This window comes from Bradyrhizobium sp. LeoA1Lang (genome assembly GCF_055413685.1).
Genome location: NZ_JBVAPG010000001.1, coordinates 16,268 through 38,807, shown reverse-complemented (window position 1 = coordinate 38,807; position 22,540 = coordinate 16,268). Strand labels below are relative to the sequence as shown.

Here is a 22,540-nt window from a genome sequence, read left to right as displayed (position 1 = left end):
GGAGATTAATTTCCTCACCCAGAGAAAGTTCCGCACATGCAACCGGGTTCAGTCCGGTGCGCGCAAGCGATAGCCGATGCCAGTTTCCGTCAGCACGAATTGCGGACGCTCGGGGTCGGCTTCGATCTTCTGGCGAAGCTGACGGACATAGACGCGAAGATATTGCGCGTCGGTGAGTTCGTCCCACAATTCCTTCAACAGGAAACGATGCGTCAGCACCTTGCCGGCGTGCTGCACCAGCACACGGAGCAGGTCATACTCCTTCGGCGACAGCTTCACTTCGCGATCGCCGACCTTGACGATACGGCGCACGAGGTCGACCGAGAGATCGCCGGTGCGAAACACCGGCCGCTCGCCCTGCACCTGCAATTGATGGCGCAGCGCCGCGCGCAGGCGTGCCAAGAGCTCATCCATTCCGAACGGCTTGGTCAGATAATCGTCGGCGCCGAGGTCGAGCGCTTGCACCTTGCCCGCCTCGTCGCCGCGGCTCGACAGCACCACGATCGGCACGCTTTCGTTGCGCGCGCGGATCATGCGCAGGAGGTCATGGCCCTGGATATCCGGCAGGCCGAGATCGAGGATGATCAGCGCCGGCCCCTGGGCGAGCATCTCCAGCCCGGCTTTGCCATTGGAGGCTTCGAGAATCTCGTAGCCCTGCGTGTTCAGCCCCATGCGCAGCAATTTGCGGATCGGCGGCTCGTCATCGATGACCAGGACCTTGATCGGTGTTGCATTCATGCGGCGGTATCCAGCACAGCGGTAGCCGCCGGGATCGGCAGCCGGATTGTCAACACGGCGCCGCTCCGGTCGGTGCGGTTGGCGGCCGAGATCGTGCCATGCATGGCTTCGACGAATCCGCGGGAGATCGCAAGACCGAGGCCAGTGCCGGGGCGGACATGATCGCCCTTTTGCACGCGGTAGAACTTGTCGAAGATGCTTTCGAGCTCGGCCGGCGGAATGCCGCTGCCCTCGTCCATGACCTGCAGCACGATCGCATCCCGATCCTGCCAGCCGCGGATCGAGATCGTGGTGTCGGCAGGGGCGTATTTCGCCGCGTTGTCGAGCAGGTTGAACAGCACCTGCTCGAACAGCACCGCGTCGAGCTCCAGCATCGGCAGATCGGCGGCGAGATCGAGCGAAACCTTGTGCCGCACCAGGATCTTGCCGGCGCGACGCAGCGCGCTGCCGACGATTTCGCCGACGTCATGCCGCGCCGTATTTGGTACGATGGCGCCCGATTCGAGCTTGGTCATGTCGAGCAGATTGGCGATGAAGCGGTTCAGCCGTTCGGACTCGTCGATCACGGTCGCGATCAGATCGTGCTTCTGCGCATCCGTAAGGTTGCCGCCGAGATCGCGCAACGTCGAGGCGGCACCGAGCACGGAGGCCAATGGGGTCTTCAGGTCGTGCGAGATCGAGGTCAGGAGCGCCGAGCGCAGGCGTTCGGATTCAACCGTTCGCTTGACCTTGTCCATGTCCTCGACCAGCAGCACGCGCTCGATCGCGAGCGCGCCCTGGTCGACCAGCGCATCCAGGAGGCGGCGCTGGTCCGGCGTCAGCAGCGGGCCGGTCTTGTCATTGTCGATACCGATGGCGCCGATCAGTCCGCGGCCGGTCCGCATCGGCAGGAACAGGCGCTTGGCGCCGGGCAGCGTGTCCGAGCCGCGACCGGCCGGCCGATCGTTGGACCAGGCCCAGTTCGCGGCCGCGAGATCGGCGTCGTCGAGCTGGTCTTCCGGCGGATAGCCGGCCTTCACCACAAGCAGCCCGTCTTCCGGCAGCAGCAGCACCACGCGCACCTTCAGCATCAGCGCGATCTGATAGGCGGTCGCCCACAGCACGTCGTCCAGCGTCGCGGTGCCCGCGAGCTTGCGGCTGAAGGCGTAAAGCCACTCGGTCATACGCACGCGGCTGATCGCCGTATCGGCCTGCACCCGCACCCGCGCGGCTACGTTGGAGACGAGCAGCGCAATCAGCATGAAGAAGAAGAACGCCGCGATATTGGTCGGGTCGGTGATCGTGAAGGTGTAGACCGGCGGCAGGAAGAAGAAATTGTAGCACAGCGAAGCCACGACGCTCGCTAGCAATGACGGCCACAGGCCATAGCGCACGGCCACCACGACAACCGCGGTGAGGAACACCAGATCGACGTTCTCGACGCCGAAGCGCGGATGAACCAGCGTGGCGGCGCCGAGCCCCAGGCCGACGATCAGGAGCGAGTGCAGGTAAGGCCTGAGGTTGAACGGCTCGGTCCGCGCCGCCGTCTGCACCGCCGGCCCTCTCTCTAGGCCGGCAGGCAGATCCTCGCCGGCGATGACATGCACGCTGATGTTGCCGGAGCGCCGTACCAGCTCGTGCACCACCGAGCCGCGCAGGATCTCGAACCAGCGCGAACGCGACGATTTTCCGATCACGACATGCGTGACGTTGGTGGACTGCGCAAAATTGATCAGATCATCCGCGATATGCCGATGCACGGCGGGAATCGTCAGCGCCTCGCCGCCGAGCGATTCGGCAAGCCGCATCGTATCGGCGAGCCGGTCGCGCTGCTCGTCCGAGAGCTGCAGGCTGCGCCGGGTTTCGATACTGATCGCGGTCCAGGGCGCGTGCAGGCGATCGGCAAGCCGCTTGGCGTAGCGCACGAGGCCGGCAGCGCGCGGATCCTCGCTGACGCAGACCAATATACGCTCGCCCGCGGCCCAGGGACCGGCGATGGCATTGGCCTGCATGTGGTTGAGCAATTGCTCGTCGACCCGGTCGGCCGTGCGCCGCAGCGCCAGTTCGCGCAGCGCGGTCAGGTTGCCGGGCGAGAAATAATGCTGAAGCGCCCGCTCCGCCTGCTTGGGCACATAGACCTTGCCCTCTTTCAATCGCTGGATCAGGTCGTCGGGCGGGAGGTCGATCAATTCGATCGCGTCGGCACGGTCGAAGATCGAATCCGGCACCGTCTCGCGCACCCGCACATGCGTGATCTGGGCTATGACGTCGTTGAGGCTTTCGATGTGCTGGATGTTGACGGCGGTGTAGACGTCGATGCCGTGGGAGAGCAGTTCCTCGACGTCGAGATAGCGCTTCGGATGCCGGCTGCCGGGCGCGTTGGTGTGGGCGAGTTCGTCGACGATGGCAAGCTGCGGGCGGCGCGCGATCAGCGCATCCAGGTCCATCTCCTCGAGAATCTGGTCCTTGTAGGTGATCCGCTTGCGCGGGATCACCTCGAGCCCCTGCAGCAGCGCCTCGGTCTCGGCCCGGCCGTGGGTCTCGACAAGACCTACCACGACGTCGGCGCCGCCCTTGAGCTTGGCATGCGCGCTCTGCAGCATCTCGTAGGTCTTGCCGACGCCGGGGGCGGCGCCGACGAAGATCTTCAGCCGCCCGGACGCATCGTTCTCTCGCCGGGCGGCTTCCAATAGCGCATCCGGCGAGGGTCGCTTCTCAAGGTCGCGATGCTCATTTGCCATAGGCCAAATATAGTCGCGTCACGCCATTCGGCCTAGCCGCCTTTATTTCGAAGCACCATCCAGGGCGAGGTTGAGCGCCAGGACATTCACCCGCGGCTCGCCGAGCACGCCGATGAAGCGGCCCTTGGTGTTGGCTTCGACGAGCTGGCGGACCTGCGTCTCCGGCAGATTGCGCGCTTTTGCCACCCGCGGCACCTGGAAGAGCGCCGCCTCCGGCGAAATGTCGGGATCGAGGCCGCTTCCCGAGGTGGTGACGAGGTCGATCGGCACCGGCTGGGACGGATTTTCCGCCTTCAGCTTCTCGACATCCTCCTTGATCCGGTCGTTCAGCGCCTTGCTGGTCGGGCCGAGGTTGGAGCCGCCGGAATTCGCCGCGTTATAGGGCGCAGGCACGGTCTTGGAGGAATCGTTCGGATCCGGCGCCAGCGTCGCCGACGGCCGACCGTGGAAATATTTATCCTCCTTGAACTCCTGCCCGATCAGGGCGGAGCCGATGACCTTGCCGTCCTTCTCGATCAGGCTGCCTTGCGCCAGGGACGGGAAGATCGCGCCGGCGATGGCAGTGATCGCGAGCGGATAGGCAAGGCCCGTGACCGCCGTCAGCAACAGCAGAAGGACGATGGCGGGACGAATTTCTCTAAGCATGTTACGTCTCCAAAGTGTTCTCCGTCATTGCGAGGAGCGAAGCGACGAAGCAATCCATGGTTCAGCACGGGGAGAGATGGATTGCTTCGCGGAGCTTGTCATCGGGCGGCGCTACGCGCCGACCCGGTGGCTCGCAATGACGGTGTTCATTAAGCCAGGTGCAAGGCAGCGACCACGAGGTCAATCGCCTTGATGCCGATGAAGGGGATGATGATGCCCCCTAAGCCGTAGATCATCAGGTTGCGGCGGAGCAGCGCGCCGGCGCCGATCGCGCGATAGGCCACGCCCTTCAGCGCCAGCGGGATCAACGCGACGATGATCAGCGCGTTGAAGATGATCGCCGACAGGATGGCGCTCTGCGGGCTCGAAAGACCCATGATATTCAGCACGCCGAGCTGCGGGTAGAACGCCAGGAACATCGCCGGGATGATCGCGAAATATTTCGCGACGTCGTTCGCGATCGAGAACGTCGTCAGCGCACCGCGCGTCATCAGGAGCTGCTTGCCGATCTCGACCACCTCAATGAGCTTGGTCGGGTTGGAGTCGAGATCGACCATGTTGCCGGCTTCGCGCGCTGCTTGCGTGCCGGTGTTCATGGCGACGCCGACGTCAGCCTGCGCGAGCGCGGGCGCGTCGTTGGTGCCGTCGCCGCACATCGCCACCAGCTTGCCCTTGGCCTGCTCGTCGCGGATCAGCTTGAGCTTGTCCTCGGGGGTTGCCTGCGCCAGGAAGTCGTCGACCCCGGCTTCGGCCGCGATCGCCGCCGCAGTCATCGGATTGTCGCCGGTGATCATCACGGTGCGGATGCCCATGCGGCGCAGTTCGGCGAAACGCTCGCGGATGCCGCCCTTGACGATATCCTTGAGGTGGATGACGCCGAGCAGCCGGCCGTCCTTCGCCACGGCGAGCGGCGTGCCGCCCTCCTTGGCGATCTCGTCGGCGATGCCCTGCAGTTCGCGGGCCGCGTCGGTGTTGACGTTGGCCTGGATGGCGCGGACCGCATTGCCGCTTGACAACGACTGAGCGGTGCCGCCGCCGATATAGTTGAGGATCGCATCCACCGCGCCCTTGCGGACCGCGGACGAGCCGGCATCGATGCCGCTCATGCGGGTCTGTGCCGTGAACGGCACGAAGGTCGCGGCGAGCTCATGCATCTCGCGGCTGCGGATGCCGTATTTTTCCTTGGCCAGCACGACGATGGAACGGCCTTCCGGCGTCTCGTCGGCGAGCGAGGCAAGCTGCGCCGCATCGGCGAGTTCCTGCTCGGTGACGCCACGCACGGGGCGGAACGCGGTCGCCTGGCGGTTGCCGAGCGTGATGGTGCCGGTCTTGTCGAGCAGGAGCGTGTCGACGTCGCCGGCGGCTTCCACCGCGCGGCCCGACATCGCCAGCACGTTGAAGCGCACCAGACGGTCCATGCCGGCGATGCCGATCGCCGAGAGCAGCGCGCCGATCGTGGTCGGGATCAGCGTCACGAACAGCGCCACCAGCACCACGACCGAGATCGAGCCCCCGGCATAGGACGCGTAGCTCGGGATCGTCACGGTCGCGAACACGAAGATGATGGTGAGGCCGGCCAAGAGGATGTTCAGCGCGATCTCGTTCGGCGTCTTCTGCCGCTCGGCGCCCTCGACCAGGCGGATCATGCGGTCGATGAAGGTCGAGCCTTGCGCCGCGGTGATGCGGACGCGGATCCAATCGGACAGCACCTGCGTCCCGCCGGTCACCGCCGAACGGTCGCCGCCGGATTCACGGATGACGGGCGCGGACTCGCCGGTGATCGCGGCTTCGTTGACCGAGGCCACGCCTTCGATCACCTCGCCGTCGGAGGGGATGATGTCGCCGGCCTCGACCAGCACGATGTCGCCGACCTTGAGCGTGGTGCCGGGAACGAGGCGATAGTTCCGCCCCGAACCATCCAGCAGCTTGGCCTGGCTCTCGGTGCGGGTCTTCTTCAGCGAATCCGCCTGCGCCTTGCCGCGGCCCTCGGCGACGGCTTCGGCGAAATTGGCGAACAGCACCGTGAACCAGAGCCAGAGGATGATCTGGAAGGTGAAGCCGAGGCCCTCCGCGCCGGTAGCAAGGTCGCGCAGGAAGATCACCGTGGTGAGCCCGGCGACGATCTCGACCACGAACATCACGGGGTTCTTCGCCATCAGCCGCGGATTGAGCTTGACGAAAGACGATTTGATCGCAGGTACGAGGATTTTGGGGTCGAGCATGGTCGACGCGCTCACCTGCTTTTGCAGTTTCATGGTTTCCATGGATGTGACTCCAGTCAATTCGATCAGAACAGGGTGTTGGCGTTCATGGCGAGGTGCTCGACGATCGGTCCGAGCGCCAGCGCCGGGAAGAAGGTGAGGCCGCCGATGATCAGGATCACGCCGACGACGAGGCCGACGAACAGGCCGCCGGTGGTCGGGAACGTGCCCGCCGACGGGGGGACCGACTTCTTCTGCGCCAGCGAACCTGCAATCGCCAGCGCCGGCACGATCATGAAGAAGCGGCCGACGAACATCGCGCTGGCGAGCGTCAAGTTGTAGAAGAAGGTGTTGCCGGTCAGGCCTGCGAAGGCGGAGCCGTTATTGCCGGTCGCCGAGGTGAAGGCATAGAGCACCTCGGTGAAGCCATGCGGGCCGGCGTTCGCCATCGAAGCCACCGCGGACGGCAGCACGACCGCGACCGCGGTCCAGCCGAGATACATCAGCGGCAGCACCAGGATCGCGAGCATCGCCATCTTGACCTCGCGGGCCTCGATCTTCTTGCCGACATATTCCGGCGTACGGCCGACCATCAGGCCGGCGACGAAGATCGCCAGCACGACGAACAGCAGCATGCCATAGAGACCGGCGCCGACACCGCCGACGATGATTTCGCCGAGCTGCATGTTGATCAGCGGGATCATGCCGCCAAGCGCGGTGAAGCTGTCATGCATGGCGTTGACCGCGCCGCAGGAAGCGGCGGTGGTGATGACTGCGAACAGCGAGGACGCAACGATGCCGAAGCGGACTTCCTTGCCTTCCATGTTGCCGCCGGAGAGCCCCAGCGCATGCAGCGCGGTGGTGCCGTTGGCCTCGGACCAGTAGCAGATAGAAACGCCGGCGATGAACAGCACGCCCATCACCGCGAGGATCGCCCAGCCCTGGCGCTGGTTGCCGACCATGCGGCCGAACACGTTGGTCAGCGCGGCGCCAATCGCGAAGATCGAGATCATCTGCACGAAGTTCGACAGCGCGGTCGGATTCTCGAACGGATGCGCAGCATTGGCGTTGAAGAAGCCGCCGCCATTGGTGCCGAGCATCTTGATCGCAACCTGCGAGGCCACGGGGCCGACCGCGATCGTCTGCTTGGCACCTTCTAGCGTGGTCGCATCGACATAGGGCCCGAGCGTCTGCGGTATGCCCTGCGACACCAGGAACAACGAATAGACGATGCAGATCGGCAGCAGGATGTAGAGCGTGCAGCGCGTGATATCGACCCAGAAATTCCCGATCGTGCGCACCGACGCGCGCGCGAAGCCGCGGATCAACGCCACCGCGAGCACGATGCCGGTCGCAGCCGAGAGGAAGTTCTGGTGCGTCAGGCCAAGCATCTGGACCAGGTACGACACCGTGCTCTCGCCGCCGTAGTTCTGCCAGTTGGTGTTGGTGAGGAAGGAGACCGCGGTGTTGAACGACAGATCCGGGGCGACGGCGGCCTGGTCCGCCGGATTGAACGGCAACATGGCCTGCAACCGCATCACGCCGTAGATGATCAGGAAGCCGCCGATATGAAACAGCAGCATGGCGACCGTATAGGTCAGCCAGTGCTGTTCACGCCTTTCGTCGACGCCGCTGATCCAATAGAACCCGCGCTCGACCGGGCGCAGCACCGGCGACAGGAAGGTCGCCTCGCCGTTGAAGACGCGCGTCATGTACCAGCCGAGCGGCTTGACCAGCGCGACGACGATCGCGCAGTAGAGGATAATTTGAAACCAGCCGATGGCGGTCATGGCATTAAACCTTTCGAATGGGCTTTGAGCGCAGCAGCATGGCAAGCACGCCGACCAACAGGATGGTCAGCGCCGCATCTGCCACGAGAAGCTGGCCGATCATGAACATGGCGTTGATCAAAACCGCTCAGGGCGCAGCAGCGCATAGGTGAGGTAGAAGAGAAGGCCGAGCGAGACGAGGCCGGCGAGCGAATAGTCGAAGATCATGGCGCGCCCCCTCACAGCCGTTCGCAGGCGTAGGCGTAGCCTATGCCGGCTGCGAAAAATGCCGCGATGAGCACCAGCATGACGAGATCAAGCATTGGAGGCTCCTATGCATAACGGGCCGACAAAAGGCCCGTTTTGGTTCCGAGGTGAGGTGCCACCCGCCGCATAGGTTTTCGAGATGTAGGCTGCGCGGATGTTATAGGAATCTTATAAAGATCGCCGTCGTCCCGGCTGATCCGGGATCCATAACGAACGCTGTCCATGTTGCGCAAAGTGGGACTGCCACAGTGCGCTTCCAAACACAGAGTGGTGATTGTGGGTCCTGCGTTCGCCAGGACGAGGCGTGACGTCCCCATCGCGCTTCCTGCCCATCTTTATGGAATCCTTATATTTCCGGTCGCCGTCCCGTCTCGTTTTCAAATGGCGTTTTGACCACCTTTGACGTGCGGCATTTCGTCAAGCCGCATGATCGATGGGTCTCGCCATGTCACTGCTTTCAGAACCCTTGACCGCCGACCTCAGCCACCGGCTGAGGGACGCCGGTAGAGTGACAGTCGAACTGATATCCGACCTCATCCGCGACTGTTGCCGGCGCTTTCCCTCACAGGGGCAACGCGCCAAGACTGCGCGCGTCGAGGGATTGATCAAACTGGGCGCGTGGACCGATGCTGCGCTGGCGCTGCTCGACCTCGAGCTGCCGCAATGGCAGGTCCGTCGCCTCGCCTATGACGACGGCGAATGGTACTGCTCGCTGTCGCGCGAACGCGAACTGCCCGACTGGCTCGATCAATCGATCGAGACGCATCACGCCGACCTGGCGCTCGCCATCCTCTGCGCGTTCGTCGAGGCACAGCAGATCACCGCGCCGTCGAGCAGGCCCAGCGTGCCGAGCGTCGAGCGTCATGCTGATGGCTTCTACCAGCCGATGCTGAGCGACAATTTCGCCTGAGCAATCCCGTGCAGCCGTTGCCAAACCTACCGCAAAAACTGAAATCGGCCCAGGTCCTGGTTCGATTTGTGTTTCGGTTGCTGATCCTGACTGGTTTCGCGCTGTTCGGGAGCGTCGGCTTTGGCCGTAGCCTCATAGCGCTACTCTGGATGTCCGTCGTGCTTTGTACCGTCATCGCCCTGATGCGGCGGGAGCAATTCATGGGCGCCGATCTCAACCATTGGGACGAGATGGCAGCCTATGCCGCGCTTTGCGCGCTCGCTTCGGCCACCGGCCGGTGATCCTGCGACCGGCCTAGCGACCTTATACGTCCCCTATGAGATCGGTTACCCGCCCTCCTCGATTTCATATCCACTCGCAAAGATATTGAACGCGTTACCAAGTCTCGTGAAGGAATCACAAAAATGAAACTCGTGAACATAGAACTCGACGAACCTCCATCGTGTAGCTCCGCGTCGACCATCGTCTTTATCGGAAGAAACCGGCGCGGCCAGTGGGTCGCCCAGGAACGGAACGGCCTCTACGGCGGGCTGTTCGTCAATCGCGCCCAGGCCGTCAAGTACGCGCTGTTCGAGAACGGGCATCATCCAGAAACCATCGTCGAACTGTCGCGCGAATTCGAACTCGACATGAACAGAAGTTCCTCTCCCGCGCCCTCGCAACCAACAGCCACGCGACGCGTCGCCTGATCCGGTTCGCGGCCCATATTCAGGAGGAGTCAGATGATGCAGCCTTGTTTAGTTGCCGACCGCGACCAGGTCGTCGATACGATGATCACGCTGACGCACCTGTCGAACCTGCACCGCACGATCATCGCGGGAAGTGGAGCCATGGAGCTCTATCTTTCGCTGCGCCGGCGCGGCTTCGTTCAGGTCGCGACATCTGCAACATGCCGACTGCCCAGGAGGCAGCATAGCATCGGCCTGCTGACAGGCGAAAAAACCCTGGCAGCGATCGAGGCGACGCTCCTGGAAATCTCGCAGTTCCTCAGCGCCAACGCCACAATTGCGATCCTGATCGACTCCCGTGAAGGCGAATTCTGCCTCAACATCCGAAGGAAGCTGGAGCAGATGGGTTTTCGGATCGAGGCAGGCGTGAGGTGCCAACGCGGCCTCGTGCTTGCCGCTCACCGCCAGGGTTTCGCGCAAATGGAAAGAGCGGCGTGAACCGCGAAGCACTTGCGCGGCTGGGAAGGCGCTACGAATGCAATCGCAGGATCCGGTTGAATGGCACAGCAGACTGCTGCGCGCCTGGCAATTGGCGCTCCTGCGCTTTGCCGTAACGCTCGATAATGCCGATCGGTTGAACGTGATGGCGGTTGCCGCCGAGATCGACCGCGGCGGCCGCAGCTATGAGGAGGAGCAAGCGAATTTCGGCTTCTTCCGCAAGATCAGTGCCGACCTTTGCAACGCCATTCTGCAGCAGAACGATGCCGCCGATGCCACCTTGCGTCAGTATCTTGAGCGGATCGAGGATCCGCGCCTGAAGCGGGCATTCGCAAGCGCTGTCGAAATCGAAATCGATGCGGCGCCGCCGCGCATAAGAAAGCCCAAGGTCAACAACTGGCTATGGCGCGGACTGGCACCGCGCCCCAATGCTGCGCCGCCTGCTGCACGTCGACGCACTGGCTAGCTATGAACTCGCCCCTGCACCACTCGAGGGATGCTTCGCACGCCATTTCGGTCCGGGACCGCGCATATAGTGGTCTTCCGGACGGTACTTCTTTTGCGGTCCGTACCAGGACGGAAACAGGAAGCTCAGCAGCGCGCCGACCGCATTGCGCAGGAGTGAGGCTTTCAGTGACGTCGTTGCCATGGAATGGCCCATTCATCTGCCGCGATTACCGCGAACAAGGATGCGCGGGCGGCGCATAGGAAATCGAGCCGGCGCCCCGCACCCAGGTATAGGCCTGGCATAAATGCAGGGCGCCGAGCTCTGACCATTCGATTCGGCCACGCTGCGCGGCCTTATGCGATCCTTATGAGATCGCTGGCTTGTCCTCCTCGAATTCATATCCGCCTGCGGAAACATTGAACGCGTCATATTTGTAGGAAGTAACCATGAAATCCGACTGGCTCACAGGCTATGTCCCCGACCTTCCGACACCGTTCGGTGAGGATGGTGAAGTCGATTTCGACGCCTTTGCACAGCTATGCGAGCGTCAGATCGCATCCGGGGCCAGCGCGATCGTGGTCGGCGAGACCACGGGCGAGGCGCCGACCCTGACGACGGGAGAGAAGGCTGGCCTCGTTCGCCGCGCCGTCGAGGTCGCGCGTGGCCGCATCCGCGTCATCGCCGGCGCCGGATCCAACGCCACGGATCGCGCGGTCGAACTGACGCGGCATGCCGAGGTCGCCGGTGCCGACGCCGTGCTGTCGGTCGTTCCCTATTACAACAAGCCAATGCAGTCAGGTATCTACGCGCATTTCCGCGCGGTTGCCGAGGCGACCGCGCTTCCGGTCATCCTGCACGACGTTCCCTCGCGCACCCTTCGCGAAATCTCCGACGCAACGCTTAATCGCCTCGCTGAATCCGAGCAGTTCATCGGATTGCGCGACAGCAGCGGCGACGTCGGACGCCTGGTCCACATACGGACGTCGTTGCCGCTGCATTTCCGCTTGCTGTCAGGCGATGACTTGACCGCGCTGCCGTTCATGGCCGCCGGCGGTCATGGTTGCATCTCCGCGGTGGCGAACCTCGTGCCGGAACTGTGCCAGGCGGTTTTTGCAAGCTTCAAGGAAGGACGGCTGCAATCGGCCAGGTATCTATTCAGCCGCCTGGTCCCGATTGCCGGGCTGCTCGCCGCCGAGCATCCGGCGGCGCTGAAATACGCGCTGTCGCTGCTTGGGCTGATCCGGCCGAATACGCGCCTGCCGATCGTCCAGTTGAACGACGCGGCCAAGGCCGAGATCAAGGAAGCGATTGCCGACCTCGGTGATGAAGAATGGTCTGGCGTGGAGGATACTTTGCCCGCCGCACCGGCGCGCCACCAGCGAACGAAGCGATCGTAGCAAGTTGTGTAGGCCAATTTGAAGCACAGGCATCCGGCCAAACGCCAGTTCTTGGCCGAGCCCCGGCATTAACAGTTTCCCTCGACATTCGTAAAGGCCCTCAATATGCGGCGAAAGGGCTCCAACATGCTGGATGTAGTAGGTTCGGGCAGGCCGGCGGGGCTTCTCTCTGCGTCCGCCAATGCGATGTGGCATACGGGGCCATGGTGATTTGGCTTCTCTTGGCGTAAAGCATCTGAATCAAATCGCCACGCGCGCGGCTGTGCCGTCTGCCGGGCACGCAGCTTCAAGTCACTCGGCTCGACGTTCTGCGCCTGAGCCAACAAAGGTTTCCATCTCGTGTCATTCCCGACCACAAGTCCGCCGCTCGCCCGAGCTTTAGCCGAGCGCAGCTACGATCGGCCGACCCCTGTTCAGATCGCCGTGCTTGCGGAAGAAGCTGTCGACCGCGACCTTCTCGTTTCGGCCCAAACAGGCTCGGGCAAGACCGTCGCTTACGGGCTGGCAATTGCAAAGAATCTTCTGGGCAGGGACGAGCGGTTTCAGCGGGCTGCCGCGCCGCTTGCCTTGATCGTCGCGCCAACGCGCGAACTCGCCTTGCAGGTCCATCGCGAACTCGCATGGCTTTATCAATACGCGGATGCGCGCGTCGTCTCCTGCGTCGGCGGCATGGATCCGCGCCGCGAACAGCGCGAGCTTGCCGCGGGCGCTCACATCGTGGTCGGGACGCCAGGCCGATTGTGCGATCACTTGCGGCGCGGCCATCTCGACATCTCGGAATTGAAGGCCGTCGTCCTCGACGAGGCCGATGAAATGCTCAATCTCGGTTTTCGCGAGGATATGGAATTCATCCTCAAGACCACGCCCGACACGCGCCGCACGTTGTTGTTCTCGGCGACTTTTCCGCGCGGCATCGTTGCGCTGGCAAAGCAGTACCAGCAACAGGCCTTTCGGATCGAGGTCGCGGGCGACGAAGGCGGTCATGCCGATATCGAGTACCGCGCCATCCGGATCGCTCCTGATGATGTCGAGCACGCGGTCGTCAACGTATTGCGCTTTTTCGAATCGCCGAGCGCACTTGTGTTTTGCAACACAAGAGATGCGGTCAGGCATTTGCAGGCGGCGCTGCTTGAGCGTGGGTTTTCCGTGGTCGCTCTCTCCGGTGAAATGACGCAGAACGAGCGAACCCTGGCGCTGCAGGCGTTGCGCGACGGACGTTCCCGCGTCTGCGTGGCGACCGACGTGGCAGCGCGCGGCATCGACCTGCCGAGCCTCGACCTCGTCATTCATGCGGATCTGCCAAAGGACGCGGAGGTCATGCAGCACCGCTCGGGCCGCACCGGCCGTGCGGGCCGCAAGGGTGTGAGCATCCTGCTGGTGCCGCCCGCCCGAAAACGGCGCGCGGAATTGCTGCTGAATCTGGCTGGCATTGATGCCGTCTGGGGCACGGCTCCTCAGGCCGATGAAATCCGCAAGCTCGATCATGAACGCATGCTGCAGGATGCGGTGTTCACCGAGGAAACGACCGCCGACGATCTGGTGCTGGCGCGGGCATTGCTTGCCGAGCGGTCGGTTGAGGACATCGCGGCGGCGCTCGCGCGGCTTTATCGCGCGCGGCTTCCTTCGCCCGAAGACATTCTCGATCCCGGCCAGGATCGCAGCCGACCTCGTGACGACCGCGGTCGAGAACACATTCGGACATCGCGCGGCGATGAACGCCCCACCGCGCCCCGATCGAAAACGGGAAGATCATCGTCGCGTCACGGAATGGCGGAAGCCAGCGTATGGTTCCGGGCTACCATCGGACGAAAAAAGAATGCGGAAGCGCGCTGGCTCTTGCCGATGATTTGCCGTCGTGGCGGCATCGACAAGCGTGACATTGGCGCCATCCGGATTCTGGACACCACCACCGAGTTCGAAATTTCCGAGCGGGTCGCAGGATCCTTCGCCGCCAAGATCCGACGTCCGGATAAGGAAGACAACATCCGCATCGAGCCGCTGGCAGACACTCCCCCAGGTCAGGCACGTTCGGAAAAGCAGTCACACTCGCCTTGGCGCGAAGCCGGCGACTCCGATCACAATGCTCGTCGAAGCGACAATTCTCGTGACGCGACAGGACCGAAGCAACGCGGCAAGCCTCACCGCGAAAGCGGGTCGAAATTTGGCGGCGAGCCGGGTTTCGGGAAGAAAAAGAAACACCGGAACAAGTCCGGCCATGCTGGACAACGGCAGCCGGCAAACACGTCGCCTGCGAAAGCCGCACCCGGAAAGAAGGCAAGGAAGAATCTTCGCGGCTGATCTGTTGCCGTCGGGGGCTGCGGGACGCTCAATTCTTCAAGTCTGAGCGTGTTCCTAATCGCCGCAGCGAGTCTTCTGTGATCAACGCTGGACGGTCGCCCGCAATTTCACGAATCATCCGATGAGCCATCGCCCTTTGTGGATATCGAACTTCACCAGACCTTCGTCTCGCATTTTCAACAGGAGGGATTGGCAAGCTTCTTCATTCACGACATTGGCGCGTTTCATGACCTCGTGAACTTTGAGCGGCTTCTCGCGGAGCGCACGCAGGATATTTTCTCGATCATTCAGCACGACTAGGCTCCTACCGTCATCAAGCGCGCTAAATCACTGAGAATACGAAAGCTGATCTTCCGTAACGACACGCTCTATATTATCCGACTTGCTCTTGATGCGGTATCTAAGACGTCCATCTGCCTCGATGGGCATAAGTTGAACGATGGTGTAAATCATTGGTGCCTCAGTGGAGGCACGTCCTCGTGGACCTTGGGGCTGGTGGTGAACGTCTTCATTCAGCTTATAGGCATATGACATGTGTCTACCTCTAAAAGTCACGGCTGCTCTAGCGTGGAGCATGCTGTAATGCAATGCATCCTGTTGCCCTCCGGCCCAGGCCCGTGAAAGCAAGAACGAGCGCTGCGGCGGTCAGCTTCGCGGTCTAAGGAGGGCAGAAGCGCGTCAGCAACGTTGACCTAATACGTCCCGAACATACTTTTTAGTGTCCGTGGTCGCATTGAACGGAGGCGGGACGAGCTAAACAAGCGCTCCTCGAGCCAATCGCCCGCTGCTACCAAAAGCTATGCAGTGCAAAGTGCATTTCCCGAGCACGCGTTGTTGCGATTTGGTCTCGGCGGGTGGATGCTGTCGGCGCGGGCACAAAGGAGGGCAGCATGAGCAAGGCAACTCTTGACAATCGCCATCGCAACAAGGACGGAGAAATCAGCGCCAAACACGGAAACACCCTTATTCGCACGTTGCGCAAGGTGTACGGCCAGAGTTTCGCGGCTGGCTATCCTGACACCGAGAAGCTCCGCGAGGTTCTCCTTAAGCTGAACGAGACATCGTTGAGCCAACTCCGCCGTGATCATGAGACCGGCCACTTGGAGCACAAGATCACCAAAGCCTCGAAGTAAGGCCATCATCTGGAAAGGGCGGCGCGGTCCCAGCCGAACCAGCGTGAGGCCCAATTCATCGGACTCCGCGATCGGATTGAAGAGCGTGCCGCTCGCAAATTCCTTGCAATGGAGTTCGAAGGCACTCCTCCGGGCATTATCTTGCGCAGTATCGACTTCCAAAATTAGTTCCAAAGGACGCGGCAGGGCTGATGCACAAGGGGATATCGGCATCCCATCGAGAACCCGCTGTGGTTTGACCTTGCACAAGGCGAGTTGGGGTGTTCGGGTTAACGAAGGCGGCGAGTTTTGATCGACCATGTCTTGCACAGACAAGACCCAAAAGCGGACATCGGGCAAGGCAAAGGCCTGCAGACCTTGACGTCACTCCAATTCGTGTCCATATATGGTGCTAATCGACACTTGGCCGAACGACCTGGGCCGCTTCGCCTCGTTACTGACAGGCGCGCACGTTTCAGACCCCTTCTCCAAAATCGATCAGCCGACGAAGGATTCCGATCCCTCGGCGGCTAAGTCTTACGTGTACGTTGTCAGTGAAAGGACATTCTCCGTGACTACAGGAATTGTGAAGTGGTTTAACAGCCAAAAGGGCTTCGGCTTCATTCAGCCCGCCGATGGCGGCAATGACGTCTTTGTTCATATCAGCGCGGTTGAACGCGCCGGCATGAGCACCCTCAATGAGGGGCAAAATGTCAGCTTTGACATCGTCGCAGACCGCCGGACCGGCAAATCTGCCGCTGAAAATCTGCGCGCTGTCTGAGCGACTGCGCGAAGGGCCATGCTGCTCTGACCACGGATGTATTGGCAGAGCTTGTGGTTTCGGAGTCCCGCGGCCGATCCGTCGGCACGCGGGATTTTTTATTTGGCCGCAATCATTGCGGCTGCGCCGAAGCAGCGCGCGATCGGCAGGCCTCGGATATCATCACTTGAGCATTAAACATAACTCAGGTCTGGCGACGCCCGACACTCGGCGTTGGACGAGCATTCTGGGCGGCTATCGGACGCCAAATCACGTGCGCAGCGTTGCCGAGTTGGTGATCACGGCTTTGCCGCTCGTGACGTTATGGACGGCAGCTTGGTTCACGTTCTCCCTTGGCTATGCTTGGGCTTCATTGCTTATCGCGATTCCAGCCGCCGGCTTTCTCTTGCGCCTGTTCATGATCCAGCACGACTGCGGCCATGGCACCTTTTTCGCCGATCGTCTGGCGAACGACTGGGTCGGCCGCGTCATTGGCGTGCTCACGCTGACGCCTTACGACTGGTGGCGCCGCACGCATGCGATCCATCATGCCACCACCGGCAACCTCGACCGCCGCGGTATCGGCGATATCGATACCCTGACAGTTCGCGAATACCAGGCCCGTTCGTGGTGGGGCCGTCTGAAATACAGACTTTACCGCCACCCACTGGTCATGTTCGTGGTCGGACCAGCCTATCTGTTTCTCCTGCAACACCGTCTCCCGGTCGGCCTCATGCGCGACGGTTGGCAGCCTTGGACCAGCACAATGGCGACCAATCTCGCCATTGCCGTGATCGCCGCCGCGCTCACATGGCTCATCGGCATTAAGGCGTTCCTGCTCGTGCATCTTCCGATCATGCTGCTCGCCGCCACGACCGGCGTATGGCTGTTCTATGTGCAACATCAATTTGAGCAAACCGCGTGGGAGCGCGACGAGCGCTGGAATCTGCATCAGGCCGCCCTATACGGCAGCTCACATTACGATCTTCCGGTATTGCTGCGCTGGTTCACAGCCAACATCGGCATCCACCACGTGCACCATCTTTGCAGTCGTATTCCCTTTTACCAGCTGCCGCGCGTGTTGCGCGACCACCCGGAACTGCGCGAGGTCGGTCACATAACGCTCCTGCAGAGCTTTCGGTGCGTAAGGCTTGTGCTGTGGGACGAGGCTCAGCGCCGCCTGGTGTCGTTCCGTGAAATCAGAGCCCGAGAGTTTCAGGGAACGGCGCCAAAGCTCGCCGCACCATAGCCATAGCGGCCGCGCTTTCCTCGATCGTGATAGTGCCACGGTTTGCGCATCACCTCGGCCGTGGGCTCTGGGCATCCGACGTCGGCTGTTGGGCCCTAAGCGTCGAGCCAGATAGCTTTGGCGCCTGCTGCTAGGGGTGATCCGTTTCTATATGAGGAAGGGGTGCTGTCCGTATTTGAGCCCAAGTGTCCCAACAAGTGTCTCAAATTGAATCTGCGGGTGTCCTAAATTGTTCGACCTCTACTGGCCTGGTTGAGATCGACAGTCCGCAATCTATCAGAAGGTGATACCCTAACGTTGCGGGGTAGCAGCAGCGCCTACTCCGCGGCCGAGCGGAGTTCGGCCTTTTCCGCGCGCACGGCGCAGAACTTGAATTCCGGAATCTTGCCGAACGGATCGAGCGCGGGATTGGTCAAGAGATTGGCCGCCGCTTCCGCGTAGCAGAACGGCATGAACACCATGTTCTCCGGCACGTCGCGGTCGGAGCGCACCTTCACCTCGACGGCGCCGCGGCGCGTCTGGAGCCGGATGAAATCGCCGGGCCAGAGCTGCATGCGCCGCATGTCCTTCGGCGACATGAAGGCGACCGCCTCCGGCTCGATCTGGTCGAGTACGGATGCGCGGCGGGTCATCGATCCCGTGTGCCAATGCTCCAGCACGCGGCCGGTCGAAAGCACCATCGAATATTCGGCGTCTGGCAATTCATCCGGCGGAATGACATGGGCCGGCACGATCTTGCCGCGGCCGTTCGCGGTCGGGAAGCCGGTGGTGAAGATGATCTCGTTGCCGGGCTTGTGCGGGTCGTCGACCGGATAGGTCACCGCGCCCTCGCGCACGAGACGCTCCCAGGTGATGTTATTCAACGACGGCATCACCTCCGTCATCTCGGCGAAGACATCGGCCGGGCCGCTGTAATTCCACGGCAAACCCATGCGCTTTCCGATCTCCTGGATGATCCAGAGATCCTGCCGCGCGTCGCCCGGCGGCTTGATCACCTCGCGCGCGAGCTGCACGCGGCGGTCGGTGTTGGTGAAGGTGCCGGACTTCTCCGCAAAGGCCGAAGCCGGCAGGATCACGTCGGCATGGAACGCGGTCTCGGTGACGAAGAGATCCTGCACCACGAGATGATCGAGCATGGCAAGCGCCTGCCGCGCATGCTGCAGATCGGGATCGGACATCGCGGGGTTTTCGCCCTCGATATACATGCCGTGGATCTCACCCGAATGGATCGCATTCATGATCTCGACCACGGTCAGGCCGCGGACCGGGTCGAGGCTCTTCTGCCAGAGCTCCTCGAACTTGCCGCGCAGGTCAACGCGGCCGACCGGTTGATAGTCCGGCAGGAACATCGGGATCAGGCCGGCGTCGGAGGCGCCCTGCACATTGTTCTGGCCGCGCAACGGATGCAGGCCGGTGCCGGGACGGCCGACCTGGCCGGTGATCAGCGCGAGCGCGATCAGGCAGCGCGCATTGTCGGTGCCATGGACATGCTGGCTGATGCCCATGCCCCAGAAGATGATCGACGACTTTGCGCGGGCGTAGAGCCGCGCCACTTCGCGCAGGGTGTCGGCCGGGATGCCGCAGATCGGCTCCATCTTCTCCGGCGTGAAGTCCGCGATCTTGGCCTTCAGCTCGTCGAAACCTTCGGTGTAGCCGGCGATATACTGATCGTCGGTCAGGCCCTCGGTGATGATCGTGTTGATCATCGCGTTCAGCATCGCAACGTCGCTTCCCGGCTTGAAGGCGAGATGCTTAGTGGCGTGGCGCGACAGCGATTGCAGCCGCGGGTCAATCACGATCAGTTTCGCGCCGCGCTTGGCCGCGTTCTTGATATAGGTCGCGGCTACCGGATGGTTCACGGTCGGGTTGGCGCCGATCACGATGATCACCTCGGCATCCATCGCCGCCGAGAACGGCGCCGAGACCGCGCCGGAATTCAATCCCTCCGTCAGCGCCGCGACCGATGAGGCGTGGCACAGCCGCGTGCAGTGGTCGACATTGTTGGAGCCGAAGCCGATGCGCACCAGCTTCTGGAACAGATAGGCTTCCTCGTTCGATCCTTTCGCCGAACCGAAGCCGGCGAGCGCTTTCACACCCATCTCGTCACGGATCTTGACGAGACCGTGCGCGGCGATATCGAGCGCCTCTTCCCAGCTTGCCTCGCGGAAATGCGTGAACGGATTGGCCGGATCGACCTGGTCGTTGGCGTCCTTCTTGGCGTTCGGCAACCGCACCAGCGGTTTTGTCAGACGATGCGGATGATGAATATAGTCGAAGCCGAAGCGGCCCTTGACGCAGAGCCGGTTGTGATTGGCTGGACCGTCGCGCCCCTCCGCGTAGATCACCTTCTCGTCCTTGACCTGATAGGTCACCTGGCAGCCGACGCCGCAGAACGGGCAAAGCGAATCCACCTTGCGATCGGGATAGGTGACGCGGGTCTGCTTCTCGTCCAGCATCACGGCGGGCATCAGCGCGCCGGTCGGGCAGGCCTGCACGCATTCGCCGCAGGCGACGCAGGTGGACTCGCCCATCGGATCGTCGAAATCGAACACGATCTTGGCGTCGGCATTGCGATAGGCCATGCCGATGACGTCATTGACCTGCACCTCGCGGCAGGCGCGCACGCACAGGCCGCACTGGATGCAGGCGTCGAGATTGACGCGCATCGCCGGATGGCTGGCATCGCCCTCCCAGCGCTCCGCGGCCGGGAAGCGACTCTCGGTGACGCCCGTCTTCTCCGCCCAGTGCCAGAACGTCGAATCGGGATCGTGCGAGGTCTCGCGCGCCGGCTGGTCGGCGACCAAGAGTTCCATCACCATCTTCTGGGCGGCGACGGCGCGGCTGCTCGCCGTCTTCACCTTCATACCAACGGAAGGAGTGCGCATGCAGGAGGCGGCGAGCACGCGCTCGCCCTCGATCTCGACCATGCAGGCGCGGCAATTGCCGTCGGGGCGATAGTCGGGCGCCGGCGAATAGCAGAGGTGCGGGATCTCCTGGCCCTGCCGCTTTGCCACCTGCCAGATGGTCTCGCCCGCCTTGGCCTCGACCAGCTTGCCGTCGAGTTCGAACTGGATCGTCGTCATTCCGCAGCTTCCTTGAACTCGTCGGGGAAGTATTTAATCACGGAGGTCAGGGGATTCGAGGCGGCCTGACCGAGACCGCAGATCGACGCATCGCGCATCGCCTGGCTCAGTTCCTCGAGCAGCGCCCGGTTCCACACGGGACGTTCCATCAGTTGCGCCGCCTTCTGCGTGCCGACGCGGCACGGCGTACACTGCCCGCAGCTTTCGTCCTCGAAGAAGCGCATCAGATTGAGCGCCGCCGCCTTTACGCTGTCATGCTGTGACAGGATCACGATCGCCGCCGAGCCGATGAAGCAGCCGTATTTTTCCAGCGTGCCGAAATCGAGCGGGATATCGTCCATCGTCGCCGGCAGGATGCCGCCGGAGGCACCGCCCGGCAGATACGCATGGAAGGTGTGTCCGTCAGCCATGCCACCGCAATATTCGTCGATCAGTTCACGCACCGTCAGCCCGGCTGGCGCGAGTTTCACGCCGGGATTCTTGACGCGGCCGGAGACCGAATAGCTTCGTAGACCGTGACGACCGTTGCGACCGTGCGAACTCCACCAGCCCGCGCCCTTCTCCACGATGTCGCGCACCCAGAACAGTGTTTCGATATTGTTGATCAGGGTGGGCTGACCGAACAGTCCGACCTGGAACGGATAGGGCGGCTTGTGCCGCGGCAGACCACGCTTGCCTTCGATGCTCTCGAGCAGCGAAGATTCCTCGCCGCAGATATAGGCGCCGGCACCGCGGCGGATGTGCAAGGTGGGACCGCCTGGCGGCAGCTTGGCGAGTTCGAGGGGCAGGATCTTGAGCGCCGCCGGATATTCGTCGCGAATGTAAATGTAGACATCTGTGGCATCGACAACGTGCGCGCCGATCAGCGTACCTTCCAGGAAGCGGTGCAAATCGCGCAGCAGGTAAAACCGATCCTTGAAGGTGCCGGGCTCTCCTTCGTCGCCATTGACTGCCATCAGCCGGGGCCCGGGCTCGCCGAGCACCGCGCGCCATTTCCGGCCGGTAGGAAAGCCTGCGCCGCCGAGCCCGCGCAGGCTGGAATCGTCGAGCGCCTTCAGGATGTCTTCCTTGCTGACCCGGCCGGCGCGCAGATCGTTCAGCAGCTTGTAACCGCCATCCTTCACATAAGCATCGTAGTCGACATAAGTCGGGATATCGGGTTCAATCTCGCCACGCGCGGCCGTCGCCAGCACTTCGGTTGTGGTCGCGCGCATCACGTAGTGATGACCGACTTCAGCCACAGGAGCCATATCGCACAGACCGACGCAGGGCGCGCGCACCACGCGGATGCCGGGACCGGCCGAGTCCTGCAATTGCTCCAGCAGCCTTTCGCCGCCGAGCATCGCGCAAGTGAGCGAATCGCAGACGCGGATCGTGAGCGGCGCGATATCCGGCTGGCCCTCCTTCACCACGTCGAAATGCGCGTAGAAGGTCGCGGTCTCGAACACTTCCGCGAACGACAACCTCATCTCGTCCGCGAGCGCGGCGAGATGCGCGGCCGAGATCTGGTGGTACTTGTCTTGGATCAGGTGCAAAAATTCGATCAACAGATCGCGCCGGCGCGGCCGGTCGCCGAGCAACTGCTCGACGTCATGCGCGGCCGTCGGATCGATCTGGCGTCCCTTCGGCGTCGCCTTGGCCTTGCGCCGCCCGGCGCCAGGATGCTCGAAGGTGCGAACCTCGTGCACGTCTTGGACAGTCATTGAAACATCTCGTCTTTACCGCTCTTTAGATCAACTCTAAACTCTGGCATGCCAGATGCCAATAGGGAAATTAT

The 22,540-nt window shown here is 62.4% G+C and carries 20 protein-coding genes and 1 pseudogene; 11 read left to right on the top strand and 10 right to left on the bottom strand.

The features are described from left to right. Positions 1–48 precede the first annotated feature (48 nt). The 6 genes from ACZYOF_RS00180 to ACZYOF_RS00155 all read right to left on the bottom strand — a co-directional run bounded on the left by ACZYOF_RS00180 (position 49) and on the right by ACZYOF_RS00155 (position 8,301). The gene (locus ACZYOF_RS00180) at positions 49–738 is read right to left on the bottom strand and encodes a response regulator (RefSeq protein WP_282528915.1); all 690 of its coding nucleotides are present in this window, start codon (positions 736–738) and stop codon (positions 49–51) included. After that, positions 735–3,458, bottom strand: coding sequence for a DUF4118 domain-containing protein (locus ACZYOF_RS00175; protein ID WP_463714382.1), 2,724 nt, complete (start codon positions 3,456–3,458; stop codon positions 735–737). Before ACZYOF_RS00175 ends, ACZYOF_RS00180 begins: the two co-directional genes overlap by 4 nt. A 42-nt stretch (positions 3,459–3,500) precedes the next feature. Continuing rightward, positions 3,501–4,103: a K(+)-transporting ATPase subunit C gene (locus ACZYOF_RS00170; protein WP_463714381.1), complete on the bottom strand. Its 603-nt coding sequence runs from the start codon at positions 4,101–4,103 to the stop codon at positions 3,501–3,503. Between the two features lie 149 nt (positions 4,104–4,252). Continuing rightward, positions 4,253–6,367: a potassium-transporting ATPase subunit KdpB gene (gene kdpB, locus ACZYOF_RS00165; protein WP_463714380.1), complete on the bottom strand. Its 2,115-nt coding sequence runs from the start codon at positions 6,365–6,367 to the stop codon at positions 4,253–4,255. 23 nt (positions 6,368–6,390) lie between these two features. After that, positions 6,391–8,094 (bottom strand): potassium-transporting ATPase subunit KdpA, encoded by a 1,704-nt coding sequence (gene kdpA / locus ACZYOF_RS00160; RefSeq protein WP_463714379.1) that lies wholly within the window; start codon positions 8,092–8,094, stop codon positions 6,391–6,393. A gap of 117 nt (positions 8,095–8,211) precedes the next feature. Next, the gene (locus ACZYOF_RS00155) at positions 8,212–8,301 is read right to left on the bottom strand and encodes a K(+)-transporting ATPase subunit F (protein WP_016846764.1); all 90 of its coding nucleotides are present in this window, start codon (positions 8,299–8,301) and stop codon (positions 8,212–8,214) included. Positions 8,302–8,785: 484 nt separating this feature from the next. On the opposite strand from ACZYOF_RS00155, the gene ACZYOF_RS00150 reads away from it, so the two are divergent. The 5 genes from ACZYOF_RS00150 to ACZYOF_RS00130 all read left to right on the top strand — a co-directional run bounded on the left by ACZYOF_RS00150 (position 8,786) and on the right by ACZYOF_RS00130 (position 10,882). Next, entirely contained in the window at positions 8,786–9,250 is a 465-nt protein-coding gene (locus ACZYOF_RS00150; protein WP_463714378.1) for a hypothetical protein, read from the top strand. Between the two features lie 8 nt (positions 9,251–9,258). Then, positions 9,259–9,531 (top strand): hypothetical protein, encoded by a 273-nt coding sequence (locus tag ACZYOF_RS00145; protein ID WP_463714377.1) that lies wholly within the window; start codon positions 9,259–9,261, stop codon positions 9,529–9,531. Between the two features lie 138 nt (positions 9,532–9,669). Next, positions 9,670–9,939, top strand: coding sequence for a hypothetical protein (locus ACZYOF_RS00140; protein WP_463714450.1), 270 nt, complete (start codon positions 9,670–9,672; stop codon positions 9,937–9,939). Positions 9,940–10,020: 81 nt separating this feature from the next. Further along, positions 10,021–10,416: a hypothetical protein gene (locus ACZYOF_RS00135; protein WP_463714376.1), complete on the top strand. Its 396-nt coding sequence runs from the start codon at positions 10,021–10,023 to the stop codon at positions 10,414–10,416. A 37-nt stretch (positions 10,417–10,453) separates the two neighbouring features. Then, entirely contained in the window at positions 10,454–10,882 is a 429-nt protein-coding gene (locus ACZYOF_RS00130) for a hypothetical protein (RefSeq protein ID WP_463714375.1), read from the top strand. On the opposite strand, the gene ACZYOF_RS00125 is transcribed toward ACZYOF_RS00130, so the two are convergent. After that, the gene (locus tag ACZYOF_RS00125) at positions 10,883–11,065 is read right to left on the bottom strand and encodes a hypothetical protein (RefSeq protein WP_463714374.1); all 183 of its coding nucleotides are present in this window, start codon (positions 11,063–11,065) and stop codon (positions 10,883–10,885) included. Positions 11,066–11,310: 245 nt separating this feature from the next. On the opposite strand from ACZYOF_RS00125, the gene dapA reads away from it, so the two are divergent. Together dapA and ACZYOF_RS00115 are read left to right on the top strand one after the other, a co-directional pair. Then, positions 11,311–12,261, top strand: a complete 951-nt coding sequence (gene dapA, locus ACZYOF_RS00120) for a 4-hydroxy-tetrahydrodipicolinate synthase (RefSeq protein WP_463714373.1) — start codon at positions 11,311–11,313, stop codon at positions 12,259–12,261. Between the two features lie 339 nt (positions 12,262–12,600). Continuing rightward, entirely contained in the window at positions 12,601–14,559 is a 1,959-nt protein-coding gene (locus ACZYOF_RS00115) for a DEAD/DEAH box helicase (RefSeq protein WP_463714372.1), read from the top strand. A 114-nt stretch (positions 14,560–14,673) separates the two neighbouring features. Here the strand turns inward: ACZYOF_RS00115 and ACZYOF_RS00110 are convergent, their stop codons facing one another. Continuing rightward, positions 14,674–14,853 (bottom strand): hypothetical protein, encoded by a 180-nt coding sequence (locus ACZYOF_RS00110; RefSeq protein WP_130581394.1) that lies wholly within the window; start codon positions 14,851–14,853, stop codon positions 14,674–14,676. A 596-nt stretch (positions 14,854–15,449) separates the two neighbouring features. Between ACZYOF_RS00110 and ACZYOF_RS00105 the strand changes: the two genes are divergently transcribed. The 4 genes and pseudogenes from ACZYOF_RS00105 (at position 15,450) to ACZYOF_RS00090 (ending at position 17,680) form a co-directional block, all read left to right on the top strand. After that, positions 15,450–15,692, top strand: coding sequence for a hypothetical protein (locus tag ACZYOF_RS00105; protein ID WP_028166547.1), 243 nt, complete (start codon positions 15,450–15,452; stop codon positions 15,690–15,692). A gap of 9 nt (positions 15,693–15,701) precedes the next feature. Next, positions 15,702–15,860 (top strand): annotated as a pseudogene (locus ACZYOF_RS00100) (DUF1488 family protein); the annotation flags it as partial. A 382-nt stretch (positions 15,861–16,242) separates the two neighbouring features. Continuing rightward, entirely contained in the window at positions 16,243–16,452 is a 210-nt protein-coding gene (locus ACZYOF_RS00095) for a cold-shock protein (protein ID WP_130581396.1), read from the top strand. A 166-nt stretch (positions 16,453–16,618) separates the two neighbouring features. Next, positions 16,619–17,680 carry a fatty acid desaturase gene (locus ACZYOF_RS00090; RefSeq protein WP_463714371.1) on the top strand — a complete coding sequence of 354 codons (1,062 nt, stop codon included), beginning with the start codon at positions 16,619–16,621 and terminating at the stop codon, positions 17,678–17,680. Positions 17,681–17,997: 317 nt separating this feature from the next. Here ACZYOF_RS00090 and fdhF read toward each other — a convergent pair whose 3' ends face one another. Together fdhF and ACZYOF_RS00080 are read right to left on the bottom strand one after the other, a co-directional pair. Then, complete coding sequence (gene fdhF / locus ACZYOF_RS00085) at positions 17,998–20,763, bottom strand: formate dehydrogenase subunit alpha (protein WP_463714370.1); 2,766 nt, start codon at positions 20,761–20,763, stop codon at positions 17,998–18,000. Then, positions 20,760–22,466, bottom strand: coding sequence for an NADH-ubiquinone oxidoreductase-F iron-sulfur binding region domain-containing protein (locus ACZYOF_RS00080; RefSeq protein ID WP_463714369.1), 1,707 nt, complete (start codon positions 22,464–22,466; stop codon positions 20,760–20,762). Before ACZYOF_RS00080 ends, fdhF begins: the two co-directional genes overlap by 4 nt. Positions 22,467–22,540: the final 74 nt, after the last annotated feature.

Excerpts from the sequence above, each read along its gene's own strand:
- kdpA (WP_463714379.1), bottom strand. The coding sequence starts at position 8,094 with ATGACCGCCATCGGCTGGTTTCAAATTATCCTCTACTGCGCGATCGTC.
- ACZYOF_RS00175 (WP_463714382.1), bottom strand. The coding sequence starts at position 3,458 with ATGGCAAATGAGCATCGCGACCTTGAGAAGCGACCCTCGCCGGATGCG.
- ACZYOF_RS00080 (WP_463714369.1), bottom strand. The coding sequence starts at position 22,466 with ATGACTGTCCAAGACGTGCACGAGGTTCGCACCTTCGAGCATCCTGGC.
- ACZYOF_RS00105 (WP_028166547.1), top strand. The coding sequence starts at position 15,450 with ATGAGCAAGGCAACTCTTGACAATCGCCATCGCAACAAGGACGGAGAA.
- ACZYOF_RS00150 (WP_463714378.1), top strand. The coding sequence starts at position 8,786 with ATGTCACTGCTTTCAGAACCCTTGACCGCCGACCTCAGCCACCGGCTG.
- ACZYOF_RS00180 (WP_282528915.1), bottom strand. The coding sequence starts at position 738 with ATGAATGCAACACCGATCAAGGTCCTGGTCATCGATGACGAGCCGCCG.
- ACZYOF_RS00170 (WP_463714381.1), bottom strand. The coding sequence starts at position 4,103 with ATGCTTAGAGAAATTCGTCCCGCCATCGTCCTTCTGCTGTTGCTGACG.
- ACZYOF_RS00155 (WP_016846764.1), bottom strand. The coding sequence starts at position 8,301 with ATGATCTTCGACTATTCGCTCGCCGGCCTCGTCTCGCTCGGCCTTCTC.
- ACZYOF_RS00125 (WP_463714374.1), bottom strand. The coding sequence starts at position 11,065 with ATGGCAACGACGTCACTGAAAGCCTCACTCCTGCGCAATGCGGTCGGC.
- kdpB (WP_463714380.1), bottom strand. The coding sequence starts at position 6,367 with ATGGAAACCATGAAACTGCAAAAGCAGGTGAGCGCGTCGACCATGCTC.
- ACZYOF_RS00135 (WP_463714376.1), top strand. The coding sequence starts at position 10,021 with ATGATCACGCTGACGCACCTGTCGAACCTGCACCGCACGATCATCGCG.
- dapA (WP_463714373.1), top strand. The coding sequence starts at position 11,311 with ATGAAATCCGACTGGCTCACAGGCTATGTCCCCGACCTTCCGACACCG.
- ACZYOF_RS00130 (WP_463714375.1), top strand. The coding sequence starts at position 10,454 with ATGCAATCGCAGGATCCGGTTGAATGGCACAGCAGACTGCTGCGCGCC.
- fdhF (WP_463714370.1), bottom strand. The coding sequence starts at position 20,763 with ATGACGACGATCCAGTTCGAACTCGACGGCAAGCTGGTCGAGGCCAAG.